Source organism: Ignavibacteriales bacterium (genome assembly GCA_016709765.1).
GTDB lineage: Bacteria > Bacteroidota > Ignavibacteria > Ignavibacteriales > Ignavibacteriaceae > IGN3.
Map to the genome: position 1 here is coordinate 807640 of JADJMD010000012.1, position 17510 is coordinate 825149.

Genomic DNA, 17510 nt, shown 5'->3' on the forward strand with positions numbered 1-17510 from the left:
TATTGATTTTAATACTATCTAAATCAAATCCACTAAATATGTGTTAAACAAAGTTCATTATTCAATCAAAATGATATATATTTGAGAACAAATCTGACAAAATAATTATTATGAAAATCGGAATAACTTGTTATCCTACATATGGCGGCAGTGGTGTAATTGCAACTGAATTAGGTAAAGAATTAGCTTTACGTGGTCATGAAGTTCACTTTATCAGTTATGCCCTCCCATTCAGACTTACAAAATATATTGAGAATATATTTTTTCACGAAGTTGAAACAAGCACATATCCTTTGTTTGAATTTCCACTATACAGTTTAGCCCTTGCAAGTAAGATGATTGAGGTTGCCGAGTTTGAAAAATTAGATTTACTTCACGTTCATTATGCAATTCCACATGCAACATCAGCATATCTTGCAAAACAAATTGTTAAGAATAAAAAACTTAAAATCACAACCACACTTCACGGCACTGATATAACTTTAGTTGGTTTGGAACCATCATTTCTTCCGCTTGTAAAATTTAGTATTGAACAAAGTGATGGCATTACAGCTGTTTCAAGATTTTTAAAAGAAAAAACACTAACTAATTATTCGATCGAAAAAGAAATAAGTGTTATTCCAAATTTTGTTGATACAGATCTGTTTAAAAAAGTCTCAATAAATGATTGTGCATTTAGAAAACATATCGCTCCAAATGGTGAAAAAATATTAGTTCATACATCTAATTTTCGTCCGATAAAAAGAGTTTCGGATGCTATCCGTGTATTTGATATCGTTCAAAAAGAAGTTCCATCAAAACTTTTACTTGTTGGTGATGGACCTGACAGATCTGAATGTGAGAGATTAACAAGAGAGTTGAATCTTACAGATAGTGTTAAATTTCTTGGCAAGCAGGATGGCTTAGTTGAAATATTAAGTTCTTCAGATGTATTTTTGATACCATCACAATCCGAAAGTTTTGGGTTAGCTGCTCTTGAGGCAATGTCATGCGGATTGCCTGTTGTTAGTTCAAGTGTTGGCGGATTACCTGAGTTAGTTAAACATAATGAATGCGGGTTTATTGCAGAAATTGGTGATGTAGAAAGAATGGCTAAGTACACTTTAGATCTTTTAACCAATGAAAAGAAGTATGAGATATTTTCTCAAAATGCTCGGAGTAGAACATTACAAAATTTTGATAAATCAATTGTAGTCCCTATGTACGAACAACATTATAAAAATATTTTAGAACAGTAAAATGATTATTTATTGTGCAGGACCAATAAGAGGAAACACAACTTATCAGGAAAATTATTCTGAAATTGTACGTATTGTTGAATCCACAGGACATACCGCTCTTTCTGAAGTAAGTACTAAATTTAGTTCGTCTATTCCATTAAGCGCAAAACAGATATATACTCGTGATATAAAATGGATTGACGGCAGTAAACTACTGATTGCAGAGGTTTCCGGTCCAAGTTTGGGTGTGGGATTTGAAGTTGCTTATGCGTTGCTTGTAAAAAAATTCCAGTGCTCGCAGTTTATCAAGAACAAGCTCCTCAAATTTCTTCAATGGTTGCTGGTTGTGGTGATCCGAAACTGCAAGTAAAAAAATATTCAAACATTGATGATCTGACTAGCATCGTTAAAAATTTCATTGTTACTAATGGCGGCAATTGAACGAAAAAGCTTTATCGAAAATTGGGTAAGTAACGTTCTTTCCTCTGGGATTAAAGAATTTCCACTCCATTTTATAATTGAACTCCAGCTCGATATTATTTCCATTCCCATTAAAACGCTGGTTATTGGGCGGGAGTTTTTTGGTGCTTACGAAATAATAACAACTGATGGTGAATCTGTTTATCAAGCTACTAGCTATGATGAAGCTAAATTTATTGTTTACAGTTCTAAAGAAAGAAACGGTAAAGCATACATTCCGAAAGATAAATCTGTAATCAAATCAATTTTAGATTCTTACAATAATTATTTAGATGATCTTCTTAATCGAATAAAAAAAGATTATAAAAAGAATTTTCATGATGGAAAAAATATGCATGCTGTTTCAAATGAGATCTTTCAAAAGTTAAATCTTATCAGGTATTAATTTTGGCAACAGAAGTATCGCAAAAAATATACGACTACTTTTCATCACTTTACGGAAAAGAAGCTGCGGATAAGTATTTACAATTTATCGAACTGGATAGCGCTCAGTACATACGAGTAAATACATCGAAAATTTCAAGAGATGATTTATCCAAAATACTTTTTGAAAAATATCAAATAAAATCTTTACCGATTAATCATTTTGAAAAAGTATTAAAAATAATTGAAGGAAATGAAAGGATAGGTAAAACATTTGAGCACGTAATGGGGTTTTACTACATTCAGTCTCTTTCCTCAATGATGCCGCCGCTAATCTTAAATCCAACAAGTGATGATGTTGTACTGGATCTTTGCGGTGCCCCTGGATCTAAATCCACGCAGATTGCAGAGATGATGAACAATCGTGGTGCGCTTTTAATTAATGAGGTGGATAATGAAAGAATCAAGTCTTTAGTATTTAATCTTGAACGAATGAATATCATCAATTCTTCAGTAATTCATTCAAAAGGTGAAGTACTCAGCAAAGTTTATGATGATCACTTTACAAAAGTACTTGTGGATGCACCATGCAGCGGACTTGGAATCATTCAGAAAAAAGGTGAAGTAAGTAATTGGTGGTCGTTGGATCATGTTGACAGGTTGCAACATCTGCAAACGCGATTACTTATTGCGGCAATAAAAATGGCAAGAGTAGGAGCGGAAATTGTTTACTCAACCTGCACCTTATCTGTTGAAGAAAACGAATTAGTAATTGATAAGATTTTAGAAAAGTATCCTGTGGAATTGTTAGAAATAAATTTACCTATCCCTTCCCGACAAGCGTTTACAGAGTATGGAGAAAAACAACTAAATCCTGAATTGAAAAAAGCTATACGCATTCTGCCTTGGGAAATTGATTCTGATGGTTTCTTTTTGGTAAAGATGAGAAAGGTCGATGTTACTGAATCACCCGAAAAAGAAAATCTTAGAGAGACAGAAAACAGGATTGTAAAAAGTAATCATAAAGAAATTCAAGAATACATAAATTATATTTCAGAGCATTTTGGTGTTGATAGGAAAGTGTTAGATAATTACAAATACATTTTCAGAGGCAAAGATATTTTCTTTGTTGTTAGTGATTGGGATGAAGAAAATATAGGATTATTTAATAGGATTGGATTGAAACTTGGAACGCTCGATAAAAAAGACAGGATAACATTTAATTCTCAGGCAGCACAGGTTTTAGACAAACAAATCACAAAATTTATTTACCATTTAAAAAATGATGATGAGTTATTAAACTATTTAACTGGTTGGAAAATTAAGGATGTTGAAATTCCTCTTGGTCAATATGTGGTTAAGTACAATAACTGGATGCTGGGAACAGCAGTAATGACTGTTGAGGGCTTAAAAAGCAGATTCCCCCGAACAAAACGCACACAAAAGTTTGAATTCTAAAAAATTATTTTAATAGAATCATTTTTTTTGTTTCTAAATAATCTCCTGCCTTTAATTGATAGAAATAAAAACCTGAACTTAATTGGTAATTGTAAATTGAAAATTGTGCATTGTAAACTCCTGCTGGTTTAAATTCATCAACTAGAGTTGCAACCTCATTACCCAATACATCAAATACTTTTAGAGAAACAAATTGTGCACTGCTTATTGTGTACTTAATACTTGTGTTTGGATTGAAAGGGTTGGGATAGTTTTGAAATAATTGAAATTCTGAAACGCTATTACTTCCAGTTTCAATTCCTGTTGGTGCAACGGGCTTAAGTTTTAAATTTCCATTATTTGGAATTACTTTGGAAAGAACGACGGTTCCGGAATCTGTTACCATTGTTGTTAATGTGTCTACAATTCCGTTTTGTTCTGATCGAACAAAATTCCAATTATCCGGAATTTTTATGTATGCACTTAAAGGATAGTTATAAATTAGGTTATCTAAATTATTTTCCACATTAATTTCTATTAAGCCACTCGACGAAGAAATGATTTGATAATTGGAATTATCTCTTTCTTTAATATATCGGGTAATGTTTCCAACTGTTTCTACCCACACTTCTTTATTTGATGATCTTGCCCATAGAAAATCACACAATGAGGTTAACCATTCAGTTGTAACCGGTTGATATATTCCCGCATTTATTAATTCTTGAAGTTGAGTAAACGGAACAACATCGTGAATGATGATCATTCCCCATTTATGGTTATCAATTGAGTTTTGAGTCCAATCTAAAAAAGTATAAAGTTCATCAAGATCATCATCAACAGAATTCCTAGGTAAACTAAATTCAACAACTTTCGCATTCAATCCAAACCACTGCTCTTTAGTTAATGATGAATCGTTTGGAACTTGTCCAAGTGTTCTGCCATTTTCATAAAACAAACTTGCAGCAGAATCAACAAGAGAATTATGAAGTGTATAAGGGTAGTTTAATGAAATACACTTGGAATTAGGAATCCTTTGATCTATGGAATCTTTTGACTTATTAAGTTCATACAATAATGTACCTTCGGTTAAGATATCTCCCCAAGGTAGAATAGTTAAAGTATCGTGGTTCAATGTGTGTGAACCAATTTCATGACCTTCACTTGCCATTGCTTGAAAACCAGGCCAAGTTCCATATCTCCAAATTCCTGGTAATGATTCAGTTAAATATGGAGGAAGTACATAAAAAGTTCCTTTAAATCCATATTGATTTAATATTGGTCGGACATTTTCAATTTGAGTTAGAAGACCATCATCAAAAGTTAAACTGAATGCACTTTCCCTGTCATCTGCATAATTTGTAAACCGTAAGCTTCCATAATTTTGTGAATATGAAATCTGGGCAATAACGATAAATATAAAAAGTAATTTTCTGATCATCATTAATAATTTATTTTTGTCTTAAAGATATTCATTTTGGAGTAAATAGCATGTTCAAAAATGATGCCTCCAATCACAAGATATAAAACAATTTTTAGCACTATAATCATTGCTTGGGTAATAACGTGATTGATTTTGATAATTATTATCTTGCGCCGTCTTTTTTTGATAAACTAAACAGTATTTAATGTTAAAACCTAAATTATTCACCACCTTAAAAGATTACACATCAAAACAATTTTTTGCCGACTTATCAGCAGGAACAATTGTAGGAATTGTTGCACTTCCTCTCGCAATTGCTTTTGGTATTGCTTCTGGAGTAACACCTGAAAAAGGATTAATCACTGCAATAATAGCCGGATTTATTATTTCATTTCTTGGCGGCAGTCGTGTACAAATTGGAGGACCAACAGGCGCATTTATCGTTATTGTTTATGGAATTGTTCAGCAATATGGAATGAATGGACTTATCATTGCAACAATTATGGCGGGAGTAATTCTTGTAATTATGGGTCTAGCAAGATTTGGATCCGTAATTAAATTTATTCCACATCCTGTTGTCGTTGGATTTACAAGCGGTATTGCTCTGCTAATTTTTTCTACTCAGATTAAAGATTTTTTTGGATTAGCAATGGATAAAGTTCCTTCGGAATTTTTTGATAAATGGATTGAATACTCGTTTAACTTTTCAACAATAAATTATTACGCATTTGGAACGGCAGCGCTTGCACTATTTATTATTTTAATTTTTCCCAAAATCACTCATAAAATTCCAGGATCTATAGTTGCACTTTTGGTTACAACAGCACTTGTTCAAATTTTTCATTTTCCAGTTGAAACTATTGGATCAAAGTTTGGTGACCTTCCATCTGCAATTCCTTCACCTGTTCTTCCACATATAGATTTTGCAACGATTAAAAATTTAATTGGACCAGCAACTACAATTGCGATACTTGCAGCTATTGAGTCTTTACTTTCGGCGGTTGTTGCAGATGGAATGATTGGCGGAAGACATCGTTCTAATATGGAATTGGTTGCTCAAGGTATTGCGAATATTGTAACTCCATTATTTGGTGGAATTCCTGCAACAGGCGCAATTGCGCGCACAGCTACAAATATTAAAAATGGCGGAAGAACACCAATTGCTGGAATTGTACATGCAATTGTTCTTTTACTAATAACACTTTTTTTTGCTCAGTATGCCAAACTAATTCCGATGGGAACACTTGCAGCCATACTTATTATCGTTGCATACAATATGAGTGAGTGGCGATCTTTTGTTGAGATATTTAAAAGTCCCAAGAGTGATATTGCGGTTTTACTAACAACTTTTGGATTAACCGTTGTATTTGATTTAACTATAGCAATACAAGTTGGAATGGTGTTAGCAGTATTTCTATTTATGCGTTCTATGGCAATGGTTACGAATGTTGGGATCATTACGCGTGAGTTAACGGACGATAATGAAGAATCAATAGATTTGAATGCAATAAAATTCAAAAAAGTTCCGGATGAAGTTGAAGTCTTTGAAATAAATGGGCCGTTTTTCTTTGGAGCAGTTTCAAAATTTAGAGATGCAATGCGATTTATTGAAAGTCCACCAAAAGTATTGATTATAAGAATGAGAAATGTTCCTGCAATAGATGGAACCGGAATTCATGCACTTGAAGAAGTTTATCATGAATCACTAAAAAAAGGCACACAATTAGTTTTATCAGGCGTTCACACACAACCACTAATAACATTGGATCAATCTGGATTTTTGAAAGTTATCGGGGAACAAAATATTTTAGGCAACATTGATGATTCATTAGATCGCGCAAGAGAAATTTTAGGATTAGAAAAGTTAGGAAGACCTTCTGATTTTAAACCTACTGTAAAGCGAGATAAAAAATAATTGATTTCAGTTTAGATAATCTTTTAAATATTTACCTGTCCAAGAATTCTGATTTTCTACAATCTCTTCAGGAGTTCCGGTTGCCACAACTTCCCCGCCTTTATCTCCGGCTTCAGGACCAAGATCGATAATATAATCAGCACATTTTATAACATCTAAATTGTGTTCGATTATCACAACGGAATTATTTCTTTCTAGCAGAAGTTGAAAACATTTCAGCAGTTTTGAAATATCATGAAAATGCAATCCTGTAGTCGGTTCATCAAAAATAAAAAGTAAATGTCTTCTGTCTCTTTGTGAAGTAAGATATGAAGCAAGTTTTATTCGCTGTGCTTCTCCACCTGATAAAGTATTGGATGGCTGACCAAGTTTAATATAGCCCAATCCTACATCAGCAAGAACCTGTAATAATCTTATAATTCTATCATTGCCCTCAAAAAACAATAATGATTCATCGACCGTCATATCAAGAACATCAACAAGGTTTTTTCCTTTGTAAGTTATCTCACGAATTTCTTTTTTGTATCGAGTGCCGTTACAGTCATCGCATTCAAGATAAAGATCAGCAAGAAACTGCATTTCAACTTTGATATAACCATCGCCCTGGCAGGTTTCGCATCTTCCGCCCGGAACATTAAATGAGAAGAAACCAGGCTTGTATCCCCGAGCTCTTGCTTGATGAGTTGATGCAAATAAATCTCGAATCAACTCAAAAGCTTTTATGTAACTAATTGGATTTGATCTTGGAGACTTACCAATTGGAGATTGATCAACGATCACAACATCATCAATATACTCGCCACCTTTTATATCATCGTACTTACCAATGAACGATGGTGCATTTCCAAGATACTTTGCAAGTCCTGCATAAAATATATCGTGTATAAGTGTGCTTTTGCCGGAACCGCTAACGCCCGTTACAACTACAAATTTATTTAAAGGAATTTCTAGAGTTAGATTTTTAAGGTTGTTTTCTTTTGCTCCTATAATTTTAACAGATTTACCTTTTCTTTCATTGCGTTTTTCAGGTATCGGTATCGATAACTCACCAGAAAGATACTTGCCTGTTAAAGAAACTTTATTTTTTAATATCTCGTCATAATCCCCAATTGCAACAATTTCTCCGCCTTCAATTCCTGCTTTTGGTCCCATATCAAAAATAAGATCAGCTTCGCGCATCATATCTGCATCGTGTTCGACGACTAAAACCGAGTTACCAATATCTCTAAGATTTTTTAAAATATTTATAAGTTTCGCATTATCACGGGGATGCAAGCCAATGCTTGGTTCATCTAAAACGTAAAGTGTACCAACTAATGCAGAACCGAGGGAAGTTGCAAGATTTATTCTTTGTGTTTCTCCGCCAGAAAGAGTGTTGCTGTAGCGATCCAATGTTAAATAACCAATTCCAACATTGTTTAGAAAAGTTAAGCGCTTTATAATCTCTTTAAGGATTCTTTCTGCAACAGTGTAATCATATTCAGATAATTTTAATACTTCAAAAAACTGTAAAGAGTGCTCTATTGGCATTTGTACAATTTCGTGAATAGATTTGTTATCAATTTTTACTTGAAGCGCTTCCCTTCTTAATCGTGATCCTTTGCATGCCGGACATATTGTGTAACCACGATATCGGCTAAGCATTACGCGAGCTTGAATCTTATAAGTCTTTCTTTCCAGTTCAGAAAAAAAGTGATCAAGTCCTTTGTACTTTCCAAAACCTTTTTTTACAAGGGAAATTTGCTCTTCTGTAAGCTGTTTGTATGGAACGTGTATCGGAAATTTATAATCTCGTGCATTCTGGATAAGATCACGAAGATATGAACTATATTTTGCACCATGATATGGTGCGATTGCTCCATCAGCGATTGTAAGATTTGGATTTGGGATAACTAGATTCATATCCACGCCAATTATTTTACTAAATCCTTGGCAAACCGGGCAAGCACCGAAAGGATTATTGAAAGAAAAGAATCTTGGTTCTGGTTCTTCGTAACGAACACCGCAGCATTCGTAAAATTTGTTAAACTCATGCTGTTCATTGGTATCAGCATTGATTAGAACAATTCTGTTTTCACCTTCTTTAAATGTCACCTCAATAGAATCAGAAAGTTTTTCTCGTACCTCACCTTTGGTCACTTTAAATCTATCGACAACTACTCGAACTGCTTTTTTGCTTTTAGGTAATTTTACATCAGTCTCGTTCAGATCGTAAAATTTCTTATTAAAATAGATTCTAAAAAATCCACGTTTTTTTAACAACTCAATTTCTTCTTTTACAGTATGCCCTTCGTGATCGTGAAGCGGAAATGTGAGATAGAACCTTGTTGCATCTTTTTGCTCTTCAAGCCAATCTGCAACGGTTCCTGTGGTAGCTTTAGTAACAACCTTACTGCATTGAAAACAAATCGTTTTTCCGATTCGAGCAAACAATAATCGCAAGTAATCATAAACTTCGGTTGTTGTCCCTACTGTTGAACGGGAGTTACGAGAGCCCGTCTTTTGTTCGATTGCAACGGCAGGAGAAATCCCTTGAATTAAATCCACATCAGGCTTATTCATTCGCTCAAGAAATTGCCGTGCATAAGAAGAAAGACTTTCAACATATCTTCGCTGTCCTTCGGCATAAATGGTATCAAACACTAAAGATGATTTTCCACTGCCGCTAACTCCTGTAAATACAATAAGCTTATTACGCGGAATCTCAAAACTTAAGTTTTTAAGATTATGCTCGCGTGCACCTTTTACGATTATTTTTTTTTCTTTAGCCATTTTTTGAATTGAAATTTCAGGAAAGTAATTTTAACAATTGTTCAAATTGTGGACGTAAGTTAGACGTCCACGATATAAGCGTAAATTTATTTTTTCTCAATTGATTTTAATTCTAAAATCTTTTCATCCAACAATTTAATTTTATCATTCAACTCAATAATTTTTGAGTCTATTTGATTTTCAAACTCATCTTTATCCCAATAACCTCGTTCTTCAAAATAACTTTTAAATAACCAGTTATGCTTTAAGGCTTCCATATTTTCTGATAGTCGTGATGCCGAAGTTTTTGCATCTTCAGTTACAACAACTAAATTATCCAAAATTTGATTTAAGGATTTTCCTTCTTTTCCTTTATCCGAAACCAAAGAACCGAGCAACCCCTTACCTTCAGAAACACCTTCTAACACTGTATCAATCTTTGTAACAATTAAATTTATATTTCCAACGACATCCCTTACCCCATTACCAAGATTATCAAATAATGCGATAACATCTTTCATATCATCCGAAATCGAGTTTAAGTTTTTATCAGCTGTATTTGTAAGGTTAGTTGCTGCCGTATAAAGTTTATCATCATTCAATATTTTACCGATAGTACCCTCACCTTTATTTACTTTGTAAACAATTTCCGCCATATTTTTAGTCATATCTTTTGTGTAAGCCATTATCCCTTGTGTTTCTTCTATAATATCTGCAAAACTTAATGGTTCTTTAGAAAGTATTCTGCCTCCATCTAAAATTACTTCTGCATTCGGTGAACCCATTGTTAACATAACAACTTTATTACCTACTAAACCTTCGGTTTCTATACTCGCTCTCGAATCTTTTTTTATAAAACTTTTTATTTCCTCTTTTACCCGCATCGTAACCTCAACGCTTACACTCGTATCACTAACAATTTGGATGCTTTTAACGGCGCCGACATCAATTCCTCCAAATCTTACTGAAGCCCCATTTCTTAATCCCTCTGTATTTTTAAAATTTGCTTTGATAGTATATGTTGAGGCAAATAATTGATCCTTATTTCCGAGAAGGAAAATTATAACAACCAATATTGTACTTCCCAAAAAAATAAAAATTCCAAGTTTAGCATTTGCAAGTGTATTATTCATTAGTGCTCCTGTTCTGCTCTTCAATAATTTCATGACTAAAGAAATTTCTTAAAAATGGATCTCGTGAAGAAGTTAGTTCTGGTATTGTACCCTCGTATTGTACAATACCTTCATTTAATACTATTGCTCTGTCCGCAATTATTTCTGCGCAAAGTAAATCGTGTGTAACAACTATAGATGTCATCTTCAAAGATTTTTGCAATTCTAATATTAAAGAACTTATTTCTTTTGATGTTATCGGATCTAGTCCCGTAGTCGGCTCATCATATAACATAAGTTTTGGCTCTGCAATAATTGAACGTGCAAGCCCGATTCGTTTTTTCATTCCGCCGGAAAGTTCTGATGGCATTTTATCAATAGCTTCTTCCAAAGAAACATTTTCTAAAACTGTTTTGATTTTTTCTTCACGTTCTTTTGGCGTGAAATTAAAATTTCTGATCAATGGAAATTCTAAGTTTTCCCGCACGCTCATCGAATCGTACAACGCGGCTCCTTGAAATAAAAATCCAATATTTTTACGAACCTTATTTAATTCTTTCTGATTTAAATTAAGAACATTAGTTCCTTTGATATAAATTTCACCCGAATCAGGTTCTAATAATCCTACTATACATTTTAACAAAACACTTTTACCTGTACCACTCTGTCCAAAGACAACAAAATTTTCGTTTTCTTCAACTTTAAGTGAAACATTTTTAAGTACAACGTGATCACCAAAAGCTTTTGAAACATTTAATATTTCAACAACATCTGTCATATAGTTGGCCACAACCAAAGAGTTATTTTTACAAGTACCATATCAAAAATTAAAATCATAAGTGAAGAAACAACAACGGCCGTAGTTGCAGCTTTACCAACACCTTCAGTTCCGTTTGTTGCTGTGTAACCTTTGTAAGTTCCAACGATTCCCACAATAAAACCAAATACAAAAGTTTTTAGAATTCCTGGAATTGCATCTCCAAATTCTACAGATGCAACAACTGAATCAACGAAATAGGCATAGTTCATATTTTGGACAAGCACCACGGCTATATATGATCCAACAAAAGCTACAAAAATAACATACACAGTTAATATTGGAAGAATAAAAGTACAAGCAAATATTCTTGTGATAACTAGATATTTAAAGGGATTAACACCCGATACTTCCATAGCATCAATTTGTTCGGTCACTCGCATTGATCCAAGTTCTGCACCAATACCAGAGCTAACTCTTCCGGCAAAAATTAAAGCTGTAATTACAGGTCCCAATTCTCTAACAATCGATATTCCCACGGAGCCGGGTAAAAAGCTTCAGCACCAAACCGCACCATAACAGGATGCATTTGCATGGTAATAACAAGCCCGATAATAAATCCGGTTACACTAACAATAGGAAGAGTTTTAATTCCAAGCTCATCCATGTGTTTTCGGATTTGGTCAATTTCGTAAGGTGGAATAAAAATTTGTTTAAAGAATTGAATTTGAAACTGCCAGAGTCCTGCCAGCATTATGAAAAATTCTGTTAAACGCAATTCCATTTTGCCCGGTTTAACATTTAAGTTTTTAGAATTTTTCATTTTGGGAATATATTTTGAATTATTTTTTTAATCGTAGATTCAAACTAAGAAATTTTTCGCAAAGTTTTTGAGTGTATTTAATTGTTGTGAATTAAATCAAGATTTTTTTCACATAAAAGCATTTTCATAGTGATTAATAACTGGGTTTGAACCATCACCAAGCAAAATTGCAACAACATCAAACCTGCAGTCGGCCTCATCAATTTCTTTATCAAAAAGATAAAGCTCCGCCATTTTTTTTATTTGTTTGATTTTTTTTGGATTGATAGCATACTCAGGCTCACCATACTCAAGATTAATTCTGGATTTAACCTCTACAAAAACTAATTGATTTTTGTCATTGGCAATTACATCAATTTCACCTTTTGTGCTGTAGTGATAATTTCGTTCAATAATTATAAAACCTTTTTCCGTAAGATATTTTACCGCTATATCCTCTCCTTCTTTTCCGAGATCTCTTTTGTTTTTTTCACTCATTAGTTATCACTTTCGATAAAAGATAACTCAGTTTGATTTGCGTGTTCAAATATCTTTTTAAGAAAAGTCTTTCTGTGCAACGGACAGGCGCCATATTTCAAAACGGTTTTAATATGTTCAGTAGTTGGATAACCTTTATTTGTTTCCCAGCCATAAAGCGGAAACTTTTTTGAATATTTCATCATTATTCTATCACGTATGACTTTTGCGATGATTGAAGCTGATGCTATCGATAAAGATTTAGAATCACCTTTAACTATTGGGATTACATCAGCATAATAACTGAATGATTTATTTCCATCAACAAGAATAACGTGTGGTTGAATCTTTAATTTTTTTACAGATGTTTTCATTGCAAGCAGAGATGCTTGGAGTATATTTATTTTATCAATTTTCTTATGCGATATTTCAGTATATGCATAAGCAAGTGCGTTTTTTCGTATCACATCAAAAAGTTCATCTCTAAGATTTGCAGATAGTTTTTTGAATCATTAATTCGGTAATCATAAAAATCATTTGGAAGAATTACAGCTGCTGCAACTACCGGTCCGGCTAATGGACCTCGTCCTGCTTCATCCGTTCCGGCGAGATATTTAATATCACCAACTAAATATTTTTTATCAAAATTTTTCACCTGCCAAACCAAATTGCAATTAAGCCGATCAACATATTTAATTTTAAGATGCTGCTTATGATGGAATATTTATTTCCTTTTTTCTTATCAAATAAAAATTTTATACACAATACAAGCAGTGGATTTACAAATATCATTACAATTAAAAAGTATTCTATTTTATATAAATGAGTTAAAAGGGATAAAATGTGGCTCCAAGTAATAAAACTATTATTAGAGAAATAATTCTATTTGATTTATCAATTCCAAATATGATTGGGAAAGTTCTATATTTTAATTTTGAATCGCCTTCAATATCCTGAATATCTTTTACTATTTCTCTTATTAGGTTAATCAAAAAAGCAAATACGGCTGGAACGATTGCGGCAATTGGATTATCAGCAGCGTATCCACCGTAAATAAAGGCTAAACCTGTAATCAATGCTATCGTTACATTTCCGATCAATGGCATTCGTTTCAAATAAGCTGAATATATAAAGAGTAATAATGTAACAACAAAAACAATAGTTAAAAGAACTGAGGATAAACTTGCTGCAATAAAAACTGAAGCACAATTAATAAATAAATAATAATACCATGCTTGTTTTTTAGAAATTGAGCTCACTACCAAAACTCTTCGTGGATGTGATATTTTATCTGACTCAATATCGTAAATATCATTAATTATATTTCCTGATCCAGCCGTTAAAGCCGCAGCTAATGAGGCTAAAACCATAAACGATAAATCTAAATTTTCTTTTTGAGATATATAGATTGCAACTACAACTACAAAAAATGTTACTATAACATTTAGCGGGCGTGTAATTTTTATGTATGCAAGGATATGTTTTGAAATGTTCATCTTTAAATAAAAAAATGCTGCCTCAAAATAATCGAAGCAGCACTTAAAGAGAAACTTAATTTTATTTATTTATCAAACTCAACTTTTTTATGAGTTCCATCGCAGTAAGGTTTATTATTTGAGCCACCGCAGCGGCAAAGAAATATTTTACCCTCTTTTAACGTCTCATTTCCTTCTTTATCTACAATAGTGCACGACCCTTCGAACATTATCGGTCCACCTGAAATTATTTTAATGTTAGTTATTACTTCGCTTGAATTTGCAGGTTTTGTTGCTTCCGGTTTATCTGTCATTTCATTATTCCTTATATATGTTAACGCACCTGATGGACACGAATTTACCGTGTTTATTATTTCATCTGTATTTGCCGAATGTATTTTAATCCATGGGCGATCTTTAGGATTAAATACTTTCCCTAAACCCCGAACACAATTACCTGAATGTATGCAAACATTCGGTTTCCAAATAACTGAAATTTCGCCATTCGTGTATTCTTTTTGATTAATCATAAATACTTAACCTTTATTAAATATAATTAGTTCCATTAATTAAAATTCATTTAATATTCCAAAATGGATTTTTCCATCGCTAAAAGTATCACCTTCACCGAGTGCATAACTTACTCTTAAAACACCCAATGCGGTTTCAAGATTTAAACCTAGTCCAAAACCATAAAGAAACTCTTCTGACTTAATGATATTTTTTTCAATATCTTCAGGACGCAAATAGTAACCTGTATCAAAAAATATAAATCCGTAAGAACGTCTAGTTAACAAAGCGCGATATTCTAAGTTAGACCAAAATATTCTCGCTCCTATAAACTGTTCCTCTCTATATCCACGTAAAGAATTTGTGCCGCCAAGTCTAAATAAGTCACTATTTTCAAAAGTTGAACCGCGTAGCTCTTTTACGTTTACCCCAGCAGCAATAATTTGTCTCGCAAATAATTCATAGAAAATGTAAAAGCTAGATGAAAATCTTTGAAGATCGACGGAGGTTTGTAAAGCTGGTGTGATATATTCAACAGGACCATTAATTGTTTTTCTACTAAAGGAATAAGCGTTAACAAATAAAAAGCCTTTTGTAGGTGAATAAGGATCGTCTCGTGTATCAATTCTTATATTAGCACCAGTTGTAATGTATGAAGAGTTATATATAGTAAAAACAGGAATAGTTCTAACTGTTGGCACAACCGTCTCAGCAGCCAGAATCAATGATGCCGAGATATTTTCTGTTGCTAAATATTCAACTGTCCCTTCATATTTTCGCTGCACATAAGTTGTATCCTGAGCCCTTTGATAAAGTCCAAGATTTATATTTACTGGAAAATCTAGTAACCATGGCTCCAGATACTTTAATTCCAATTCTTGGGAATCACGATTATACTTATTCCATCTGATTGCTGCTGACCTGCCAGTTCCAAATAAATTTCTTAATGAGATATTTACAAGTCCTGTAATGTAACCAGAGTTTTCATTTTTGCCTGGTGGAATGTAACCTATAATTCCATCAAAGTTATTTGTACTTTTTTCTTTTACTTCTACAAGTAAAATACCTTCATTTTTAGAATTGATATAAAACTGCGGAACAGCTACAGGATCAAAAAACCTTAATCGATTTAACCTATTTGGAAATTCTTCAATTCTATTTTGTATATATGGCTCACCCGATTCTAATCGAAGCTCTCGGATTATTACATAATCCTTAGTCGATGTATTACCGCGAACATCAACCTTATCTATCTTGTTTACATTACCGCTTATTATATTAAGATAAATATCTGCAAAATTTTCGTCATTCAAAGAATCTTTATAAACATATACCGAACTGATTTTAACTTTAGCAAAAGGATGACCTGAATTTTCAAATTGGGTTAATATTTGTTCAATACTTAATTCAATTGCCTGCTTACTAAATATTTGTCTTTTTAAATAATCAAACTGACTGAGCATACGTATATCCGCAGCGGTATCACTTCCTTCAAAATAAATATTTTTTACAATTACAGGATTGCCTTCATCTATATCCAAGATAATTTCAAACAATACAGAATCATCTGAAACAATCAGTTCGACGTTATTGATGTAAAAAAAATAATACCCTTGTAATAAAATGTTTCTTACGATTTTAGATTTTACGGAATCAATTATTCCATTGAAAATAGGTTGTGTTAAGCGAAGTTCTGACCATTTTAGATATTCGGAATCATCAAAATTAATATTGCCTTTCACATCAAATGAAGAGAGCTTTTGGGCCGATATTAATGAAGAAAAGAAAAATAAAATTACTAAACTAAATTTCGCGAGGCGAGTCATCGATTGTCTTTGTTTTTTTCCAACCGGTAAAATTTCTACTTTATCTTTAAATAAAATTACATCTTCTTTGCTAACGGAAGAAATATCAAAAGTTTTGGCATTCAATCCTGCAGTAGCTGTTGAAAATTTTAAGGATTCCTCAAATAAATCAGAATTAATCCAGCTGTTTACAATTCCAGCAACAAAACTATCGCCGCTTCCGGTTGCATCAACTTCCTGAATTTGCAAAGGCTTAATTTTATAAATGTAATTGAAATTAGAAGCGTAAAAATTATTACTCCCATTCGTTAAATAAACACGCTTAATGTTTTTTTTGTAAAGACTATTTAGAAATTCAATTACTGATTTTTCATCATCAAAATTAACAGACAATGCGTTAACTATTTCAGAATAATTATTGTGAATAATTGTTGGAGAAGCATCAATACAGTCTTGCAAGTGATTGCCGTAAGTATCACAAATTGAAACTTTATCATACCTGTTTGCTAATTCAATTCCAAAAGCGAATATTGAATCAGTTTCAATCGATGGTGAACTACCTGAAAAAATAACAATTTCACTGTTCTGAATCATTTTATCTAATTTTGATTTGAACTCATCAACTTCGGTTTGCGAAATTTTTGGATCCTCTGAAAAGAAAGATGAAACAATTTTATCTTTTTCTGATAACACTACAGCAGCGTGTCTTGTTTCTGATTTTGTAGAAACAAATGTAAAATCAATTCCATCGCTTTTCAATAAATCGCGATAAAGCTTTCCATTTGTTCCACCAGAAAAAAAATAATTATAAGATTTTACTCCAAACTTTTTTAATTGGCGACTAACGTTTAATCCTTTGCCGCCTGCAAATAATTTTGTGAAGGAGTTTCTATTTACGGTTCCAAACTTTACTTGCTCGTAAGTAAATATTCGTTCTAAAAGTGGATTGAGAGTTATTATTAGAATCATGATCAAAAAAACAAATA

The 17510-nt window shown here is 32.8% G+C and carries 13 protein-coding genes and 2 pseudogenes; 5 read left to right on the forward strand and 10 right to left on the reverse strand.

The annotated features are described in order from the left end of the window. Nucleotides 1-110: 110 nt before the first annotated feature. The 4 genes from bshA to IPJ23_09535 are packed head-to-tail and all read left to right on the forward strand — an operon-like array spanning nucleotide 111 to nucleotide 3521. A complete protein-coding gene (bshA, locus tag IPJ23_09520) occupies nucleotides 111-1238 on the forward strand; it encodes an N-acetyl-alpha-D-glucosaminyl L-malate synthase BshA (protein ID MBK7630925.1) in 1128 nt (375 codons plus the stop codon). 1 nt (nucleotide 1239) lies between these two features. Continuing rightward, nucleotides 1240-1590 (forward strand): nucleoside 2-deoxyribosyltransferase, encoded by a 351-nt coding sequence (locus tag IPJ23_09525; protein ID MBK7630926.1) that lies wholly within the window; start codon nucleotides 1240-1242, stop codon nucleotides 1588-1590. Nucleotides 1591-1647: 57 nt separating this feature from the next. Continuing rightward, nucleotides 1648-2085, forward strand: a complete 438-nt coding sequence (locus IPJ23_09530) for a hypothetical protein (GenBank protein MBK7630927.1) — start codon at nucleotides 1648-1650, stop codon at nucleotides 2083-2085. A 2-nt stretch (nucleotides 2086-2087) separates the two neighbouring features. Further along, nucleotides 2088-3521, forward strand: a complete 1434-nt coding sequence (locus tag IPJ23_09535; protein MBK7630928.1) for an RsmB/NOP family class I SAM-dependent RNA methyltransferase — start codon at nucleotides 2088-2090, stop codon at nucleotides 3519-3521. A 4-nt stretch (nucleotides 3522-3525) separates the two neighbouring features. On the opposite strand, the gene IPJ23_09540 is transcribed toward IPJ23_09535, so the two are convergent. Then, nucleotides 3526-4938, reverse strand: a complete 1413-nt coding sequence (locus IPJ23_09540) for a polysaccharide deacetylase family protein (GenBank protein MBK7630929.1) — start codon at nucleotides 4936-4938, stop codon at nucleotides 3526-3528. Nucleotides 4939-5125: 187 nt separating this feature from the next. On the opposite strand from IPJ23_09540, the gene sulP reads away from it, so the two are divergent. Continuing rightward, nucleotides 5126-6835 (forward strand): sulfate permease, encoded by a 1710-nt coding sequence (sulP, locus tag IPJ23_09545; GenBank protein MBK7630930.1) that lies wholly within the window; start codon nucleotides 5126-5128, stop codon nucleotides 6833-6835. 6 nt (nucleotides 6836-6841) lie between these two features. On the opposite strand, the gene uvrA is transcribed toward sulP, so the two are convergent. From uvrA to IPJ23_09590, 9 genes and pseudogenes are all read right to left on the reverse strand, one after another. Then, nucleotides 6842-9607 (reverse strand): excinuclease ABC subunit UvrA, encoded by a 2766-nt coding sequence (gene uvrA, locus IPJ23_09550; GenBank protein ID MBK7630931.1) that lies wholly within the window; start codon nucleotides 9605-9607, stop codon nucleotides 6842-6844. Nucleotides 9608-9693: 86 nt separating this feature from the next. Next, nucleotides 9694-10719, reverse strand: coding sequence for an MCE family protein (locus tag IPJ23_09555; GenBank protein MBK7630932.1), 1026 nt, complete (start codon nucleotides 10717-10719; stop codon nucleotides 9694-9696). Then, nucleotides 10712-11476, reverse strand: a complete 765-nt coding sequence (locus tag IPJ23_09560) for an ABC transporter ATP-binding protein (protein ID MBK7630933.1) — start codon at nucleotides 11474-11476, stop codon at nucleotides 10712-10714. Before IPJ23_09560 ends, IPJ23_09555 begins: the two co-directional genes overlap by 8 nt. Then, nucleotides 11473-12239, reverse strand: a pseudogene (locus IPJ23_09565) (ABC transporter permease). The gene IPJ23_09560 and the pseudogene IPJ23_09565 overlap by 4 nt, the downstream one beginning before the upstream one ends. Nucleotides 12240-12386: 147 nt before the next feature. After that, a complete protein-coding gene (locus IPJ23_09570; protein ID MBK7630934.1) occupies nucleotides 12387-12755 on the reverse strand; it encodes a YraN family protein in 369 nt (122 codons plus the stop codon). Continuing rightward, nucleotides 12755-13389: pseudogene (locus IPJ23_09575) on the reverse strand (ribonuclease HII). Before IPJ23_09575 ends, IPJ23_09570 begins: the two are co-directional and overlap by 1 nt. A gap of 172 nt (nucleotides 13390-13561) precedes the next feature. Next, entirely contained in the window at nucleotides 13562-14230 is a 669-nt protein-coding gene (locus tag IPJ23_09580) for a geranylgeranylglycerol-phosphate geranylgeranyltransferase (protein MBK7630935.1), read from the reverse strand. Between the two features lie 65 nt (nucleotides 14231-14295). Then, nucleotides 14296-14739 carry a (4Fe-4S)-binding protein gene (locus tag IPJ23_09585; GenBank protein MBK7630936.1) on the reverse strand — a complete coding sequence of 148 codons (444 nt, stop codon included), beginning with the start codon at nucleotides 14737-14739 and terminating at the stop codon, nucleotides 14296-14298. A 39-nt stretch (nucleotides 14740-14778) separates the two neighbouring features. Then, a complete protein-coding gene (locus IPJ23_09590; GenBank protein MBK7630937.1) occupies nucleotides 14779-17493 on the reverse strand; it encodes a BamA/TamA family outer membrane protein in 2715 nt (904 codons plus the stop codon). Between the last annotated feature and the right edge of the window lie 17 nt (nucleotides 17494-17510).

What these genes read in the sequence shown, in the direction of transcription:
- bshA (MBK7630925.1), top strand. Translation starts at nt 111, where the DNA reads ATGAAAATCGGAATAACTTGTTATCCTACATATGGCGGCAGTGGTGTA.
- IPJ23_09525 (MBK7630926.1), top strand. Translation starts at nt 1,240, where the DNA reads ATGATTATTTATTGTGCAGGACCAATAAGAGGAAACACAACTTATCAG.
- IPJ23_09530 (MBK7630927.1), top strand. Translation starts at nt 1,648, where the DNA reads ATGGCGGCAATTGAACGAAAAAGCTTTATCGAAAATTGGGTAAGTAAC.
- IPJ23_09540 (MBK7630929.1), bottom strand. Translation starts at nt 4,938, where the DNA reads ATGATCAGAAAATTACTTTTTATATTTATCGTTATTGCCCAGATTTCA.
- sulP (MBK7630930.1), top strand. Translation starts at nt 5,126, where the DNA reads ATGTTAAAACCTAAATTATTCACCACCTTAAAAGATTACACATCAAAA.
- uvrA (MBK7630931.1), bottom strand. Translation starts at nt 9,607, where the DNA reads ATGGCTAAAGAAAAAAAAATAATCGTAAAAGGTGCACGCGAGCATAAT.
- IPJ23_09555 (MBK7630932.1), bottom strand. Translation starts at nt 10,719, where the DNA reads ATGAATAATACACTTGCAAATGCTAAACTTGGAATTTTTATTTTTTTG.
- IPJ23_09560 (MBK7630933.1), bottom strand. Translation starts at nt 11,476, where the DNA reads ATGACAGATGTTGTTGAAATATTAAATGTTTCAAAAGCTTTTGGTGAT.
- IPJ23_09570 (MBK7630934.1), bottom strand. Translation starts at nt 12,755, where the DNA reads ATGAGTGAAAAAAACAAAAGAGATCTCGGAAAAGAAGGAGAGGATATA.
- IPJ23_09580 (MBK7630935.1), bottom strand. Translation starts at nt 14,230, where the DNA reads ATGAACATTTCAAAACATATCCTTGCATACATAAAAATTACACGCCCG.
- IPJ23_09585 (MBK7630936.1), bottom strand. Translation starts at nt 14,739, where the DNA reads ATGATTAATCAAAAAGAATACACGAATGGCGAAATTTCAGTTATTTGG.
- IPJ23_09590 (MBK7630937.1), bottom strand. Translation starts at nt 17,493, where the DNA reads ATGATTCTAATAATAACTCTCAATCCACTTTTAGAACGAATATTTACT.